13 protein-coding genes are annotated in these 15,425 nt (G+C 51.2%); all 13 read left to right on the top strand.

The features are described from left to right. Positions 1-105 precede the first annotated feature (105 nt). The 13 genes from R3187_RS01080 (at position 106) to R3187_RS01020 (ending at position 15,419) form a co-directional block, all read left to right on the top strand. Positions 106-867, top strand: coding sequence for an esterase/lipase family protein (locus R3187_RS01080; protein WP_318964847.1), 762 nt, complete (start codon positions 106-108; stop codon positions 865-867). Between the two features lie 121 nt (positions 868-988). After that, a complete protein-coding gene (locus tag R3187_RS01075) occupies positions 989-1,246 on the top strand; it encodes a hypothetical protein (protein WP_318964846.1) in 258 nt (85 codons plus the stop codon). After that, positions 1,243-1,395 carry a hypothetical protein gene (locus R3187_RS01070; RefSeq protein ID WP_318964845.1) on the top strand — a complete coding sequence of 51 codons (153 nt, stop codon included), beginning with the start codon at positions 1,243-1,245 and terminating at the stop codon, positions 1,393-1,395. Before R3187_RS01075 ends, R3187_RS01070 begins: the two co-directional genes overlap by 4 nt. Further along, a complete protein-coding gene (locus R3187_RS01065; protein WP_217668026.1) occupies positions 1,396-1,659 on the top strand; it encodes a type II toxin-antitoxin system RelE family toxin in 264 nt (87 codons plus the stop codon). 167 nt (positions 1,660-1,826) lie between these two features. After that, a complete protein-coding gene (locus R3187_RS01060) occupies positions 1,827-2,162 on the top strand; it encodes a type II toxin-antitoxin system RelE/ParE family toxin (protein ID WP_413229001.1) in 336 nt (111 codons plus the stop codon). Position 2,163: 1 nt separating this feature from the next. After that, on the top strand, positions 2,164-2,448 hold the full coding sequence (gene nadS, locus R3187_RS01055) for a NadS family protein (RefSeq protein ID WP_318964844.1): 285 nt from the start codon (positions 2,164-2,166) through the stop codon (positions 2,446-2,448). A gap of 130 nt (positions 2,449-2,578) precedes the next feature. After that, positions 2,579-2,752, top strand: a complete 174-nt coding sequence (locus R3187_RS01050; RefSeq protein WP_318964843.1) for a DUF3012 domain-containing protein — start codon at positions 2,579-2,581, stop codon at positions 2,750-2,752. Between the two features lie 54 nt (positions 2,753-2,806). Beyond that, positions 2,807-3,319: a GNAT family N-acetyltransferase gene (locus R3187_RS01045; RefSeq protein ID WP_318964842.1), complete on the top strand. Its 513-nt coding sequence runs from the start codon at positions 2,807-2,809 to the stop codon at positions 3,317-3,319. 229 nt (positions 3,320-3,548) lie between these two features. Next, entirely contained in the window at positions 3,549-5,828 is a 2,280-nt protein-coding gene (locus tag R3187_RS01040) for a YgiQ family radical SAM protein (protein WP_318965238.1), read from the top strand. Continuing rightward, positions 5,828-6,349: an RNA 2',3'-cyclic phosphodiesterase gene (gene thpR, locus R3187_RS01035; protein WP_318964841.1), complete on the top strand. Its 522-nt coding sequence runs from the start codon at positions 5,828-5,830 to the stop codon at positions 6,347-6,349. The genes R3187_RS01040 and thpR overlap by 1 nt, the downstream gene beginning before the upstream one ends. Before the next feature lie 153 nt (positions 6,350-6,502). Continuing rightward, positions 6,503-7,843 (top strand): pitrilysin family protein, encoded by a 1,341-nt coding sequence (locus tag R3187_RS01030; protein ID WP_318964840.1) that lies wholly within the window; start codon positions 6,503-6,505, stop codon positions 7,841-7,843. Further along, on the top strand, positions 7,840-9,300 hold the full coding sequence (locus tag R3187_RS01025; protein ID WP_318964839.1) for a pitrilysin family protein: 1,461 nt from the start codon (positions 7,840-7,842) through the stop codon (positions 9,298-9,300). The genes R3187_RS01030 and R3187_RS01025 overlap by 4 nt, the downstream gene beginning before the upstream one ends. 194 nt (positions 9,301-9,494) lie before the next feature. Continuing rightward, complete coding sequence (locus tag R3187_RS01020) at positions 9,495-15,419, top strand: alpha-2-macroglobulin (protein ID WP_318964838.1); 5,925 nt, start codon at positions 9,495-9,497, stop codon at positions 15,417-15,419. The last annotated feature ends 6 nt before the right edge of the window (positions 15,420-15,425 follow it).

The raw sequence follows: 15,425 nt of genomic DNA, 5'->3' as shown, positions 1-15,425 counted from the left end.
GAGCTTAGTGCTTAAAATCAGATATTGACCAGCTTCAGATTTTCATTAAAGGTATCTGTTAGTTTCAGACTAATTAAGCTGCTGATCCAGTACTAAAGGAATACTATGCGATTAACACTGGCCGCCTTCGTGCTGTTAATATCGTTTAACAGCATGGCGAAAGACTGTGTGGTGCTGTTGCATGGCCTGGCCCGTAGTGCCAGCGCCATGGAGACAATGCAGCAGGCACTTGATGCTGCGGGGTACCATACGGTAAATGTGGATTATCCGTCCCGTAAGCATGCCATCGAAGCACTGGTAACAATGGCTATTCCACCGGCATTGGCGCAGTGTCGCGAGCAGCAAAGCAAGCAGAGCGACGTTATTCACTTTGTCACCCATTCGATGGGCGGCATTTTACTGCGCCAGTATTTGCAGGGTAACGTGATTGCCAATTTAGGCCGGGTAGTAATGATGGGGCCGCCTAATCAGGGCAGTCAGGTGGTCGATAATATAAAAGATATACCGGGGTTTAAGGCATTTAACGGCCCGGCTGGCATGCAGCTGGGCACCGGCGAGCAGGACGTACCCAAACAGCTGGGGCCGGTAAACTTTGAACTGGGCATCATTGCCGGTACCAGCTCTATTAATCTTATATTATCGAACTTTCTGCCTAATCCGGATGACGGCAAGGTGTCGGTAGAAAACACCAAAGTGCAGGGTATGTGCGCCCTGGTTACCGTTAATGTATCGCACCCGTTTCTGATGAAACGGCAAAAAGTAATTAAGCAGGTACTGCATTTTTTAGCAGCAGGTAAATTCAGTGGTGACAATGCCCAGCAGTTTGATTGCCCGGCGCAAAAAAGTCCGGAAGCTGAAACGATTTAACGCATTCAACACGTTTTGCCGGGGGAAACTCTCAGAGTGTGAATTTATTGTTTAAATAATGTTTGATATTTGGTTTTTATTTTGGCAGTATCTACCTCATTCCAATTTAGTGGAGTAAAGAATGGAAAATTATAACGAAACAGAAATCACTGACTTAGAAGCTATTAAGAGCTTTGTTGATGCTCTGGGCTCTCAGAGAAGCGAACTGGTTCTTACCAAGAATGGAAAAACCTTAGGCGCTATTCTTACCGCTGAGCAATACGAATGGTTTCTTGATCAATTAGACAATAACGCTGATGTCAGCTTTGTTGACGAGCGAAGTAAAGATTTAAGTGGTTCTCAAAGTCTGCAAGATTTTAAGAAGGATTTAGGCCTGTGACTAAGCCAAATGATAAACATCTTAGTTCAGAACAGCGTGCAGAGCTTGCAAAGCGAACGCTCGAAATGAGTCAGCAGAAAGCATCTAAGCAAACTTCATCGTTATCGGATTTAAAACAAGAACTTGCTGCCGCTAAAAAAGGAGCATAAATGAGTTACAATGTCATACTTCACAGGGAAGCGAAAAAAGACATTAAAAAGCTTCATCCTCATATCCGTGACCGGGTCATCTCCGCTTTAGAACAGATTGCAGAAAATCCTAAATTGCATGGTGCTATTTTATTAACCGGTTATGTTGATACATACAGATATCGTGTCGGTCATCACCGCATTGTTTACCGAATAAATGATACAGAATTAGAAGTTCTTATCCTCGACGCTAAACCAAGAGGCGAGGTGTACAAGAAGTACTAAGGCATTTTCTAGACTGTCAGTACAAGCTATTACCATTTGTAATAACGTTTCACCAAATTAGGGGCGCATCACTGCGCCCTCAGTTTTCTGGCCTCTAGTATATACTTGGACAATTAACTCAAAAGGTGTACTATGTACATCATCAATGGCTTACAAGGAGGTAAGTTTTGACATGGCATGCCATCGAGTTTATCGAAACATCGCTGTTTACCAAGCAGATCAAGCAAATTGCTACTGACGACGACTTAAGGGTACTGCAGCAAGAGCTTATTGCCCAGCCGATGAAGGGCGATCTGATCTCAGGTACTGGTGGGCTACGCAAGGTGCGTATGGCAACTGATGGGCAGGGTAAAAGCGGCAGCGCCAGAGTTATCTATTGTCTGGCAACGGCAGAAGTTATCTATATGCTGTTGGCCTATGCTAAAAACGAAAAAGACAGCCTGACTGCAGCTGAAAAAGCTGAATTAAAACAGTTAACCAAGTTACTTAAAGGCGAGGTGTAGTGTGAGTATCTTTAACGATTTAAAGGATTCTCTGACCGAAGCGGTGGATATTAAGCAGGGCCGCAAACAAGCAAGCCGGGTAACCCGCTATGAACTGGCAGACGTTAAAGCGCTGCGTGAAAGCTTAGCCATTACTCAGGCGCAATTAGCCCATGCACTCGGTACCAGTGTTGATACCATTAAAAGTTGGGAAAGCAAGCGCCGCAACCCAACCGGCCTCGCCGCCAAAGTGCTGGCTACTATTCAGGACAACCCCGAGTTCTACCATCAACTGGCCGCGCATTAAATAGGCGAGAATACCAAAACATCGTAAGGGTGCGCTATTGCGCACTTAGTTTTTGCAGCAAATAAAGCCTTGACCAAGCTTGGCTTTTCGGCAAATGTAATCGGCAATTTAAGCGTGAAAAGAAAAAATAATGAAATTAGAAGCGTTAATCTTACTGGCAACAACTTTACTACTGACAGGTTGTGCACCGGAAGTGGGCTCGAAAAAATGGTGTGAGCAGTTAGAAAATAAACCCAAAGGCGACTGGAGCGCCAATGAAGTGAAAGACTTTGCGAAACATTGCATATTTAGCTCTGATGAATAAGCCATGTTAGTGCTGGTATAGCGCACAGCACTGAAAAATATTAAGTAGCCTGAAATGATGATAACAACTTCTCATTTAAAGATGGTTCCACTCACCGCATCTGACTGGCCGTTGTTTCAGGCTTTGCACACTGAGTCTGATGTGATTGCTTTATGTTTTGATCCGCCCACTGAAGCTGAGCTGCAACAAAAGTTTCAGCATCGGCTAACGCCGTGGCACAACGCCGCTGAACATTGGCTGTGCCTTACCATTACCTTGCGCGAAACAGGGCAAGCGATAGGAGTAACCGGCTTGTGCTTAACCAGCGGCGTAGCAGAGGTAGGTTATCTGCTGTTGCCGCAGTTTTATGGCAAGGGTTTTGGCTCTGAATCGCTAGCGGCGTTAGTGGACTGGGCGAAAACAACTCAGGGAATTATAAAATTTAAAGCGGTAGTTACAGAGGGCAATGTTGGTTCAGAGCGGGTGCTGGAGAAAGTTGGTTTTAGTCTGGCAGCAATAGTACCGGATGCCCATACTATCGCCGGTAAGCGCTATGCCGATCATATTTATCAGTTGGAAGCATTCTGATGGCAGACGGAACGCTTTGCCGATTATAGTAGGGTCGCAATATGCGCGTCAGCTTTTGCAGCAAATAAAGCCTTAACCAAGTTTGGTTTTTCTTTAAATGTAAATCCCCAACCCCACCATTCGCCTTTCCCGATTACTCCCTGTATAATACGCGCCCTTGCTTCACTCAGGTGCTTAATTTATGTCCACTGCTGCTATCGTTTCCCGCAAATCTGCCCCTGTAGCACGGATGGCGCCTGAGCGTGATTTATTCTCTTACCCTAAATACTGGGCCGAGTGCTATGGCACGGCGCCGTTTTTACCGATGTCGCGCGCCGAGATGGACCAGCTTGGCTGGGACAGCTGCGATGTAATTCTGGTCGTCGGCGATGCCTATGTTGACCACCCCAGCTTTGGGATGGCAGTCGTCGGGCGGATGTTAGAAGCGCAGGGTTACCGGGTTGGCCTTATTTGTCAGCCGGACTGGCATAGCAAAGATGACTTTATGCGTCTGGGTAAACCAAACCTGTTTTTTGGCGTGTCGGCCGGCAATATGGACTCGATGATTAACCGTTACACCGCCGATAAAAAGCTGCGCCATGACGATGCCTATACCGCTGGCGATATTGGCGGCAAGCGGCCGGATCGCGCTGTTACTGTGTATACCCAGCGTTGTAAAGAAGCCTATAAAGAAGTGCCGGTGATTATTGGTGGCATCGAGGCAAGCCTGCGCCGGATTGCCCATTACGATTACTGGTCTGAAAAAATTCGCCGCTCGGTGATATTTGACGCCAAGGCCGATATTTTAATTTACGGTAATGCCGAGCGGCCATTAATTGAAGTGGCATACCGGATTGCCTCGGGTGTGCCGATCAGCGAGATTCAGGATGTGCGCGGCACCGCGGTTATCCGCAAAGAGCCGCTGCCGGGCTGGCGTGGCGTCGATTCCACCGCTATTGATAAAATTGGCAAGATAGACCCGATTTCTAACCCTTACGGCGCCGATGATGTGGGCTGCAGTAGCTATTCTGAGTTTGCCAAAGCCGGTATTGATTTAAGTAAGCCTCAAGAGGTTGAAGCAAAGCCAATAATGGTGCAGCCGGCGCGGCAAAAGCCGTGGGAGCAAACCTACGTTAAGCTGCCGGCGTTTGAGCAGGTAAGCGTAAATAAGCCGTTATATGCCCACGCCTCACGCATTTTACACCAGGAAACCAACCCGGGTTGTGCCCGCGCTATCATGCAGCGCCATGGCGACCGCCATTTGTGGGTAAACCCACCGGCGTTTCCGCTTAGCACCGAAGAGATGGACCTGGTATTTGGCCTGCCGTATCAGCGGGTACCGCATCCGGTATATGGCAAGGAAAAAATCCCGGCTTACGAGATGATTAAAACCTCGGTCAATATTATGCGCGGCTGCTTTGGTGGTTGCTCGTTCTGCTCGATTACCGAACACGAAGGCCGCGTTATTCAAAGTCGCTCGAAAGAGTCGATAATGCAGGAGATCAAGGATATTCGCGACAAAGTACCCGGATTTACCGGTGTTATCTCCGATTTGGGCGGCCCAACCGCCAATATGTATCGCTTAAACTGTAAAAACCCGAAAGCCGAGCAAACCTGTCGCCGGCCCTCTTGTGTGTACCCGACCATCTGCGAGCATATGGACACCGACCAAAGCCCAACGGTTGAGCTTTATCGCGAAGCGCGTAATTTACCCGGCATTAAAAAAGTGCTGATTGCCTCGGGCGTGCGCTATGACCTGGCAGTCGAAGACCCGAACTATGTGCGCGAACTGGTGCAGCATCATGTCGGCGGCTATTTAAAAATAGCGCCCGAGCACACCGAAGAAGGCCCGTTATCAAAAATGATGAAGCCGGGCATGGGCGCTTATGACAAATTTAAAGAAATGTTTGACCGTTTCAGTAAAGAAGCCGGCAAAGAGCAGTATTTAATTCCGTATTTTATCGCTGCCCACCCCGGTACAACTGATATGGATATGGTGAATTTAGCGCTGTGGTTAAAAGAGCGCGATTTTAAACTGGATCAGGTACAGAATTTTTACCCCAGCCCGATGGCGAACGCGACCACCATTTACCACACCGAAATGAACTCGCTGAAAAACATTAACAAAGCCAATGACGAAGTGGTGCCAGTGCCAAAAGGTGAGCGGCAGCGCCGGCTGCATAAAGCCATATTGCGGTATCACGACCCCAAAGGCTGGCCGCAAATTCGCGAAGCCTTAATTAAAATGGGTCTGAGTCATTTAATTGGTCGCAGCAAAGGCTGTTTAGTGCCGGAAGAGAGCAAAGACGAGCAGTTTAAAAAGCCTGGTAAAGGCGGTAAGCCGGCGCTTAGCCGTCATACCGGCTTAAACCCGGCGGCAAAGGCCATTGCCGGCCAACGCAAGCAGCAGCCTAAAAAGCCGTTTGCCAAGGGAGCTGACAACTTATCTGGCAAGCAGTCCGGCACAGCTGGCAAGCCGGCGAACAGCGGCAGCGGCAAACCGAAAGCCAGCCGGCGGGCCAAAGGCTGATGGCGCGGCTGTTTTTCAGCCTTAAATTCTCAGAGACGCAGCAACAACAGTTGCTGGCGTATCAGCAACAGGCGCTTAGCTTATGTCCGCAAGCCAAAGCCGTCGCCAGCGATAACCTGCACCTGACCCTGTTTTTCTTAGGCGAGGTCGATGCACAGCAGCAACAGCGGCTGGTTGCTGCTGCCAGCCAGATTGACCGGCCGGCCTTTGTGCTGACGCTGGATCATCTGGCCTGCTTTGCTAAACCGGAAATTCTTTATCTGGCCCCGTCGCAAATACCAGCACCGCTTACTGCTTTGCAACAGCAGGTTGCGGCGCTTTGTAAAGCAGAGGGTTTTAACGATATCCATGACAAATACCGGCCGCATGTTACCCTGGCGCGCCATGCCAAATGCCCGCCAGCATTACACCGGCCGTTGGCACCTCTTACCCTGCAGATTAACCAGTATGCCCTGTATTGCTCTGCCCGCCAGGATGACCGGTTACAGTATCGGCCACTGCATTGCTTTTCACTGGGTTAAGCCAGTTTTGCCGGGCCATTTTCAGCGCTATATTTCGTTACATTTTATTTAGTTACAATTTAACCAAAGCGCCACTTTACACCTCTGCAACACTTCTATAGTTTAGCCTGGTTAACCTGACGAAAATGTCAGGCTGAAAAGCGAGGAGCGCTTATGAAACAGTTTATCAGCAAAGGCTGGCTAACCTTGTGGTTAAGCCTGGCCGTTGCAGCAAATACAGCATCGGCAAACACTGCAGCAAAAGATGTCCAGCAATTTACCTTAGACAATGGCATGCAAATTCTGGTGCTGGAAGATCATTCTATTCCCAATGCCAATATGTACTTATTCTGGAAAGTAGGCTCGCGCAATGAAGCGCCGGGCATTACCGGTATCTCTCACTTTTTTGAACATATGATGTTCAACGGTGCTGAAAAATACGGCCCTAAAATGTTCGATCAGGTAATGGAAGCATCCGGTGGCGCCAATAACGCCTACACCACCGAGAACCTGACCGTTTACACCAACTGGTTTCCGCAGTCAGCAATGGAAGTCATCTTCGATCTGGAAGCCGACCGGATAGCCAATCTGGCGATCGATCCGGCCATGGTGGAAAGCGAGCGAGGGGTGGTGACCTCTGAGCGCAGTACCGGCCTGGAAAACTCTAATTACCGGACATTAAATGAAGCGCTGAAAAGTGTGGCATTTCAGGCCCACCCTTACAGCTGGTCGATCATTGGCCATGAGTCTGATATTCAGGCCTGGACCCTTGACGATTTAGTGCAATACCATAAAACCTATTATGCGCCAAACAACGCGGTGGTGGTTATTGCCGGTGCCGTTACTCTGGAGCAGGTTAAGCAATTAGCAGAGCAGTACTTTGCGCCGATACCGGCCCAGCCGGCGCCACGCGACGTCAGAACCGTTGAGCCGGAGCAAAAAGGCCAGCGCCGGGTATTTGTCCAGAAAACATCAGCAACCTCGCCGAATATTATGCTGGGCTATCATGTGCCGGCTACCTCAGATCCCGATTACTATGCGTTAGAGCTGATGAGTACCATTTTAAGCAATGGCAAAAGCTCCCGTTTGTATCAGGCATTGGTAGAGCAGCAATTGGCCACCAACGTGTTTACCAACCTGCCGTTGTCGTTTGATCCCAATTTGTTTTATGTCTATGCCATTGCCCGGCCGGGCGTTGCCGCCAGCACGCTGGAGCAGGCAATGTTAAAAGCCCTGCGGGCGGTAGCAGAAGAGGGCGTAACAGCCCGTGAGCTGGAAAAAGCAAAAAATATTCAGCTGATGGATTTTTACCGCAATATGCAAACCATTAATGGCAAAGCCAATAATATTGGTACCTACCAGCTGTACTTTGGTGACTACCGTAAGCTTTATCAAACCGCTGAACTGTTTAATAACGTCACCGCAGCTGATATTCAGCGGGTTGCCGGTAAGTATCTTACCCGGGCTAACCGCACTGTCGGTGTGCTGGATGCAACTGAGGAGACAGACGAATGAGCCATTATGTTAGTAAGAAACCAGTGCTTAGCGCACTGCTAGCCTGTTGCTTTACGCTGGCAGGTTGCAGCAGCGTCTCCGACCAGCCCGCAACCGCAGTGGCGGCAGTGCCTGCGGGTGCAGACGCAGCAGTAAGCGGTTTTCAGTTGCCGGCTTATCAGACAATCGTGCTGGATAACGGCCTGACCTTATATTTAATGCCGCAGCATGAAGTGCCGCTACTCAGTGTTGAAGTTATTATCGGTGCTGGTGCGGTGGCCGATAAGCAGGGAGGTGAGGCGTTTTTAACCTCACAAAGCCTGTTGCTGGGCGCCGGCGGTAAAAGCAAACAGCAACTGGAGCAGGAAACTGATTTTATTGGAGCCAGCCTGGTTACCAGTAATGGCAAAGAGGTCAGCTACCTGAGCATGACCTTTATGCAAAAAGACACTGCCGCTATGCTGGATTTACTGGCGGCGGTGCTGATGCAGCCAGAGTTTAATGCCGATGAGTTTAGCAAGCTGCATGCCCGGTTAGTGGCGCAGCAACAGCAGGCAAAAGAAAGCCCGCGCAATGTGATCAGCCGTTATTTCGACAGTTTACTTTATGGCCAGCATCCGTATGCCAAACCCAATACCGGCAGCGAGCAGTCGCTTGCGGCGCTGGATCTTTCGAGCGTTACCGGTTTTTACCAGCGCTATTATCAGCCCGATAATGTCGCTATTGCCGTGGCCGGAGAGTTTAACCCTGCAGATTTAAGCCGGCAATTAACCAGCCGTTTTGCCAGCTGGCAGGGCAAGAGTGCAGCAAAACCGATATTGCCCGATGTCACTGCGCCTGCAGCAGCCCGGGTATTGCTGGTAGATAAAGCCGATGCCACCGAAACCACCCTGATGATTGGGGGCGTGGGTGTCAGCCAGAATAATCCGGACTATGTCGGTCTGGAGGTTATCAATACCATCCTCGGCGGCCGGTTTACCTCATGGCTGAATGATGAACTGCGGGTCAACAGCGGGCTGACCTATGGCGCGCGCTCCGGCTTTAGTTCGTTAAGCAGCGCCGGCGCTTTTCAGATAAGTACGTTTACCAAAACCGAAACCAGCCGGCAGACCATTGAGCTGGCTCTGGCAACCTATCGCAGGTTATGGCAACAAGGCATTGATCAGCCGACCCTCGATTCGGCCAAAGCCTATGTTAAAGGCCAGTTTCCACCGAACTACGAAACTAACAGCCAGCTGGCTGACTTGCTCGGTAGTATGCATCTGTACCAGCTTGATAAAGGTTATATTAACGACTTTGAGCAAAAGGTTGACAGCCTGACCCTGGCTGACACTGAGCGTTTGATTAATCAGTATTTTCCGCAGCAACAGTTGCAGTTTGTCCTTATTGGTAAAGCCAGTGAGCTTAATGAACTGGCGCAAAGCCTGGGGGAAGTAAGCACCGTTGCGATTAAAGACAATGGTTTCAGCCCACTGTAAACATCAGGCCGCTTAGTAAAAATAGCAAAGCCGCTGTCACCCAGCGGCTTTATTTATTCGATATAACAACTCTTTACCAGCAAGCGGTTAAGTGTTTCAGCGCTTGCTGCTATAGTTCATCAGTGATTAATTTTCGCCGGTTATACTCGGCGTTATCTGTGGTTGTAATGCCCCTGCAATAACAAGGATTGGTTATGCCTGCCTCCGGTTCCTCTGCTACTAACATTTTTCACGCTATCTTTGGCTCTGTCCGCTGGACCGCACCGCACTGGCTGGCAGATTTAACCCAAACTGCTAAAGCGCGGCCCGGCCGTTTCTGGGGCACGGTAACGTTGTTGCTGATAGTCGTTCTGGCGATGGCGGCGGGCTATTACTACTACCAGCAATTACCTAAACCTCTGCTGGTAAAAGCAGAGGTTATTGCGCCTGAGCTGGGTCACTATCAGGATGATATTGAGCAGCCCACCGCGCTGCAGCTGCAATTTAAATATGATTTTTCGACAGCAGACCATGAAGAAAGCCTTTTGCCGCAGCCGCGAAGGGAAGGCAGCCCCACTAACACATCAATGCCGGCACCGATGCTCTCCGCCGCCCGGCTTGATTTAATTGGCGAAGTGCTGAGTGACGGTGCCGCCATCAGCCCGGCTATTGCCGGCAAGTGGCTGTGGCAGGATGACAATACCCTGACTTTCACCCCCGACAAAGCCTGGCCCGCTGGTCAGCAATACAGCATCAGGCTGGAAAAGCGCATTTTTAACCCGCAAATTACCCTGGCCAGCAGGCAATATCGCTTCAGCACTGTGCCATTAACGGCAGAGATTAACCGGCTGCGTTTTTATCAGGATCCGACCGAGCCGGCCAAACGGCAGGTGGTGGCCACTATTAACTTCAGTCATCCGGTGCAGCTGGAAAGTGTCCGGCAGAAACTGACTATGCTGATGCGTGAGGATGGTGCCAAACGCAGCGACAAGCCACAGACCATTGCCTTTAGCCTGACTGCTGATAACAGCGGCCGTCAGCTGTATCTGCAGTCGGAAGCTATCAGCCTGCCGGCCCATGAGCAGTATTTAACAGTGCAACTGGCCGCCGGGGTAAGCGCAGTGCACGGCGATGGTAAAACTGCTGAGGCGACCGAGGCACAAATGCTGGTGCCGGACAAAAGCAGTTTTTTAAAAGTCAGTGAGCTGCGCACCGACATTGTCAGAAATCCGGAGCAGCAACCCGAACAAATGTTGCTGTTAAGCTTTACCGACCGCCTGAGCCGCACTGAGCTGCAAAATAAGCTAAAGCTGTTTCTGTTGCCGGAAAACCCGCGGCGTAACTCGAATTACTGGGCGCCCGGTGAAGTAAACAGTACCGTATTACAGCAGGCCAGCCTGGTTAGTTTTCAGTTGATGCCGGGCGAGCTGGCGCATGATAACGCCTTTAGTATTAAGCTGGATTTACCGCCCGGTAAGCACCTGTTTGTCAGCGTGCCTGCCGGCCTGCAGTCTGTCAGCGACTTTACCCTGGCTAATGAATACCGGGCCGTGGTGCAGGCACCAGTTTACCCGAAAGAAGCACGGATAGTCGGTGAGGGCGCTGTGCTTACCCTCAGTGGCGAGCAGAAACTACAGTTACTCAGCCGCGGTGTTAAAGGGGTCAGAGTAAAATTACATAAGCTGCTGCCAGAGCAACTGAACCATTTAATTACCCAGACCGGTGGCGACATCAGCCAGCCTTCATTTCATAACTACAGCTTTAATCAGAGTAATATAACCAGTTTACAGCAGCATACCTATACAGTGAGCCAGGACTCACCGCAGCAGGCAAGTTATCAGGCGCTGACGTTAACACCCTACCTGCAGCAAGCCGGCATGGGCGTGTTTTTTATTGAGCTAAGCGAGTTTGACCCGGCCCGCCCGGATGTGGAAGGCCAGCAGCTGGATAAACGACTGGTGCTGGTAACCGATTTGGGCCTGCTGGTAAAGCATAACAACGACAGCAGTCAGCAGCTGTTTGTGTTGTCGCTGGTCGATGGCAAGCCGGTTGCAGGTGCTGAGGTTGCGTTACTTGGCCGCAATGGCGTCGCCCTGTTTCAGGCGAAGACCGATGCGCGCGGTACCGTAAGCTTTGCCAGCACAAGTCAGTTTAACCGCGAGCAGCAACCTACCGTATACCGGGTAAACCGCAGCCGCAGTGGCGTAGTCGATACCAGTTTTATTCCGTATGATCGCTACAGCCGGCAGCTGGATTACTCTAAGTTTAATACCAGTGGCCAGTACCAGAGCCCGGACGATGCGAAAAGCTTAACGGCCTATCTGTTCAGCGACCGCGGTATTTACCGGCCGGGTGAGCAGGTGCAGCTGGCGGCTATTATCCGCCATGGCGATCTGAGTGCGGCAGCGCAGGCGTTACCATTAAAAATACAGGTGCAGGGACCGCGCGGTAATACCTTCTGGCAACAGAACTTCAGCTTAAGCGGCCGCGGCATGCATAATTTTACCCTGGATACTCAGGCGCACAGCGATACCGGTAACTATCACGCCAGTGTCAGTTTGCTCGACAGTAAGGGCAATACTGAGCGTCATCTGGGTACGGTCAGTTTCAGTGTGGAAGAGTTCCAGCCCGATACAATGAAGATCAGCAGCCGCCTGGTGCAGGACGATACCACTGGCAACAATAAAGGCTGGTTACACCCGGCCGGTTTAGCGGTAGCGGTGCAGCTGGATAATTTGTTTGGTACCCCGGCGCAGCAGCGCCGGGTGGAGGCGCGGCTGGAACTTATTCCGCGCAATTTCAGTTTCAGTGAGTATCCGGATTATCAGATATTAAGCCCGCAGCAGGATAATGTTAACGCCGAGCGGGTAGCACAGAGCCTCGAGCCGCAACAAACTGATGCTGATGGCAGCGCCACCTTTGCCCTGGGTCTGGAGCAGTATAGCGGCGGTACCTATCAGCTTATTGTTACCACTGAAGGGTTTGATGCCGGCGGCGGGCGCAGCGTGCAGCAACGGCTCAGCAGTTTAGTGTCGCCGTTAAAGCAGGTTGTGGCCGTAAAAGCCGATGGTGAGCTTGGGTACCTGAAAAAACAGCAACAGCGCAGTGTTAACTTTATTGCTATTGATAATGCGCTTAACCAGATTGCCCTAAGCAACCTTAAGCTGCAGCTGATTGAAAAACGGCCGGTAACCAGTCTGGTCAAACAGGACGATGGCACTTATCAGTACCAGAGTATTGTCCAGGATATTGCCCTGAGTGAAATGCCTTTTGCTATTGGGGCAGATGGCACCGATTATTCGCTGCCAACCGCCACGCCCGGAGATTTTGAGTTAAAGCTTACTGACAGCAGTGGCACTTTGCTTGGCAGCCTGGCCTTTAGTGTGGTGGGCGAGGGTAATTTCGCTGCCATGCTGGAAAAAAATGCCGCATTAACAGTAAAGCTGAATAAAACGGATTATAAGGCAGGCGAGTGGATTGAGCTTAACATTACCGCACCTTATACCGGTAGCGGCTTAATCAGTATTGAAAGTGATAAGGTACATGCCTTCAGCTGGTTTAGCGCTAATACCACCAGCAGTATTCAGCGCATTCAACTCCCTGACGGTCTGGAAGGCAATGCTTATATTAACGTCAGCTTTGTCCGCGCCGCCGATTCTGACGCGCTGTTTGTCAGTCCGTTAAGTTATGCCGTGGTGCCTTTTAATATTGATCGCAGCCGGCGCCAGCTTGATATCAGCCTTAACGCGCCTGCTGAAGTGCGACCCGGTAAACCCTTTACTATCGAATATCAGGCAGCTGAAGCTGCCGATATGCTGATTTACGGCGTAGATGAGGGTATTTTGCAGGTGGCTGGTTATCAGCTGCCCGATCCGTTAGGTCACTTTTTACAAAAACGGGCGCTGCAGGTACGTAGCCTGCAAATGCTCGATTTAATTTTGCCGGAGTTCAGTTTGCTGCAACGCCAGCTGGCCGGGGTGGGCGGTGATGATCGGGAGCGGATGGCGATGTCAGCAGATATGATGCTGCAGAAAAACCTGAATCCGTTCGCCCGCCGGGCCGAACAACCCGGGGTGTTCTGGTTAGGCATGGTTAAAGCCGGGCCCGATATGCAACAGGTGCAGGTGCCGGCCAGTTTCAGCGGTAATTTAAAACTGATGGCCGTGGCACTTAGCGATACGGCGCTGGGCGCGCACAGCGTTGATGTTCAGGTGCGCGGGCCCTTTGTATTAACGCCGCAAGTGTTACATAGCGCTGCGCCGGGCGATGAGTTCGAGGTAAGTGTCTCTGTTGCCAATGGTGTGCAGGGCTCCGGCGATAATGCTGCTATCAGGATCAGTCTGACACTGCCTGATGGAGTAACCGCCGTCGGTCCGCTGCAGCAAAACCTGCAAATCAGTGAGGGCAGTGAGCAAAGTGCCCGTTTTCGCTTAAAAGCCGGCGAAAATCCCGGCGAGTATAGCCTTAGCTTCAGCGCCCGTTATCAGCAGGGCGAGTTGCAGGAGGAATCAAACCGGCAGGTTAGTTTCAGTATCCGGCCGGCCAGTCATTATCAGACAACGCTGCAGGTTGGCTATAGCGACAAGCTGCCACTGACGTTAACCACCCGCTACCCGCTGCACAGCGAGTTGGCCAGGCTTAATGTCGCCGCATCGGCTAATCCGCTGGTACTGGCTGAGAGCTTTACTGATTATCTGGCCAGTTATCCGCATGGCTGTACCGAGCAGGTGGTGTCGCAGGTATTCCCTTGGCTGGGGCTGGTGCAGCAACCGGGATATCAGGCGCGTCTGCCGTTGGTGCAACAACAATTTGCCGTGTTAATTCAGAAACTCGCTGAGCGTCAGCAAAGCGATGGCGGCTTCAGTTTCTGGCCGGGCGGCTACAACACAGCAGATTTCCCCAGTATTTATGTGATGCACTTTTTAATGGCGGCCCGCGAACAGGGGCTGGCGGTGCCGGATTATCTGTACCGGCAGGGCCTGAGCTATCTGCATGAAGTGGCAAGGCAAAGTGGCGGCAATTTATATCAGGCCCGGCTGCGGGCCAATGCCATCTATCTGTTAACCCGCAGTGGCATAGTTACCAGCAATTATCTGGTCGAATTACATGAGCGGCTGCAACAGCAACACCAGCAAGCCTGGCAAACCGATATTACCGCTATTTATATGGCGGCCAGCTATCAGCTGATGCAGCAACCGGCGGTGGCCCTGGGCTTAATTGGTGATTACCGGCTGGGAGAAAGCTCTGCCATGCAACAGGCATATTTGCAGCGCCGGCAAGCACAACGGCTTGCTAACCCGCTGCCGCCTTTCGCTAACCCGGTATTTCAGCCGCAGCTGAGCCTGGATGCGCAGTATGTGTACCTGCTGGCGCGGCATTTTCCTGAGCAGGCCAGAGCGCTGAATAAACAACATATCATAAGCTTGCTGCAACCGGTTTTTGACGAGCAGTACAACACCATTGGCTCATCGTATGCGGTACTGGCGTTAGCAGCTTACAGCCAGCTGCAGAATGTGGTTAATGCCGCTGTGCCGCAGCTTTATCAGCTGAGTGCGGCAGGGACGCGCACCGAACTGACCGCTGCCGATAACCGCAGCAGCCTGGCGCGGTTTGCCTTTAGCAGCGATGCTGAAAAGATACTGATTGAGCGCGCTGACGGCGATAATAACGCACCGTTGTTTTATGCGTTAAGTGAAAGCGGCTTTGCCAAAACGCCGCCTGCCATCGCCCGTTCTGAGCAACTGGAAATCGTCCGGGATTATTTAAACAGCGCCGGCGATGTGGTCAGCGAAGCGCGCCAGGGCGATGAACTCACCGTAAGGCTGCGGGTACGCAGTACCGGCAACAACTGGCACAACAATGTTGCGGTAATTGATTTACTGCCGGCCGGTTTTAGTATTATCCGCAGCTCCGTTGCCAGAGAGCAGGGGCCGTGGCGTGCTGATTATGTTGATATCCGCGAAGACAGGCTGGTGTATTATGCCGGTTTCGGGCCAAAAATGACCGAACTGCGCTATCAGGTAAAAGTGACGGCAGCCGGTGACTTTACCGTGCCAGCGGCCGCTGCCGAGGCGATGTACGACAGCAGGGTTTACGCCAACACGGCTGCCGGTCGCTTCGTCGTGACAGCGGCCCGTTAAGGCCGC

The sequence above is a fragment of the Arsukibacterium sp. genome, from assembly GCF_033721375.1.
GTDB lineage: Bacteria > Pseudomonadota > Gammaproteobacteria > Enterobacterales > Alteromonadaceae > Alishewanella.
This window is presented reverse-complemented; position numbering and strand designations above follow the sequence as displayed.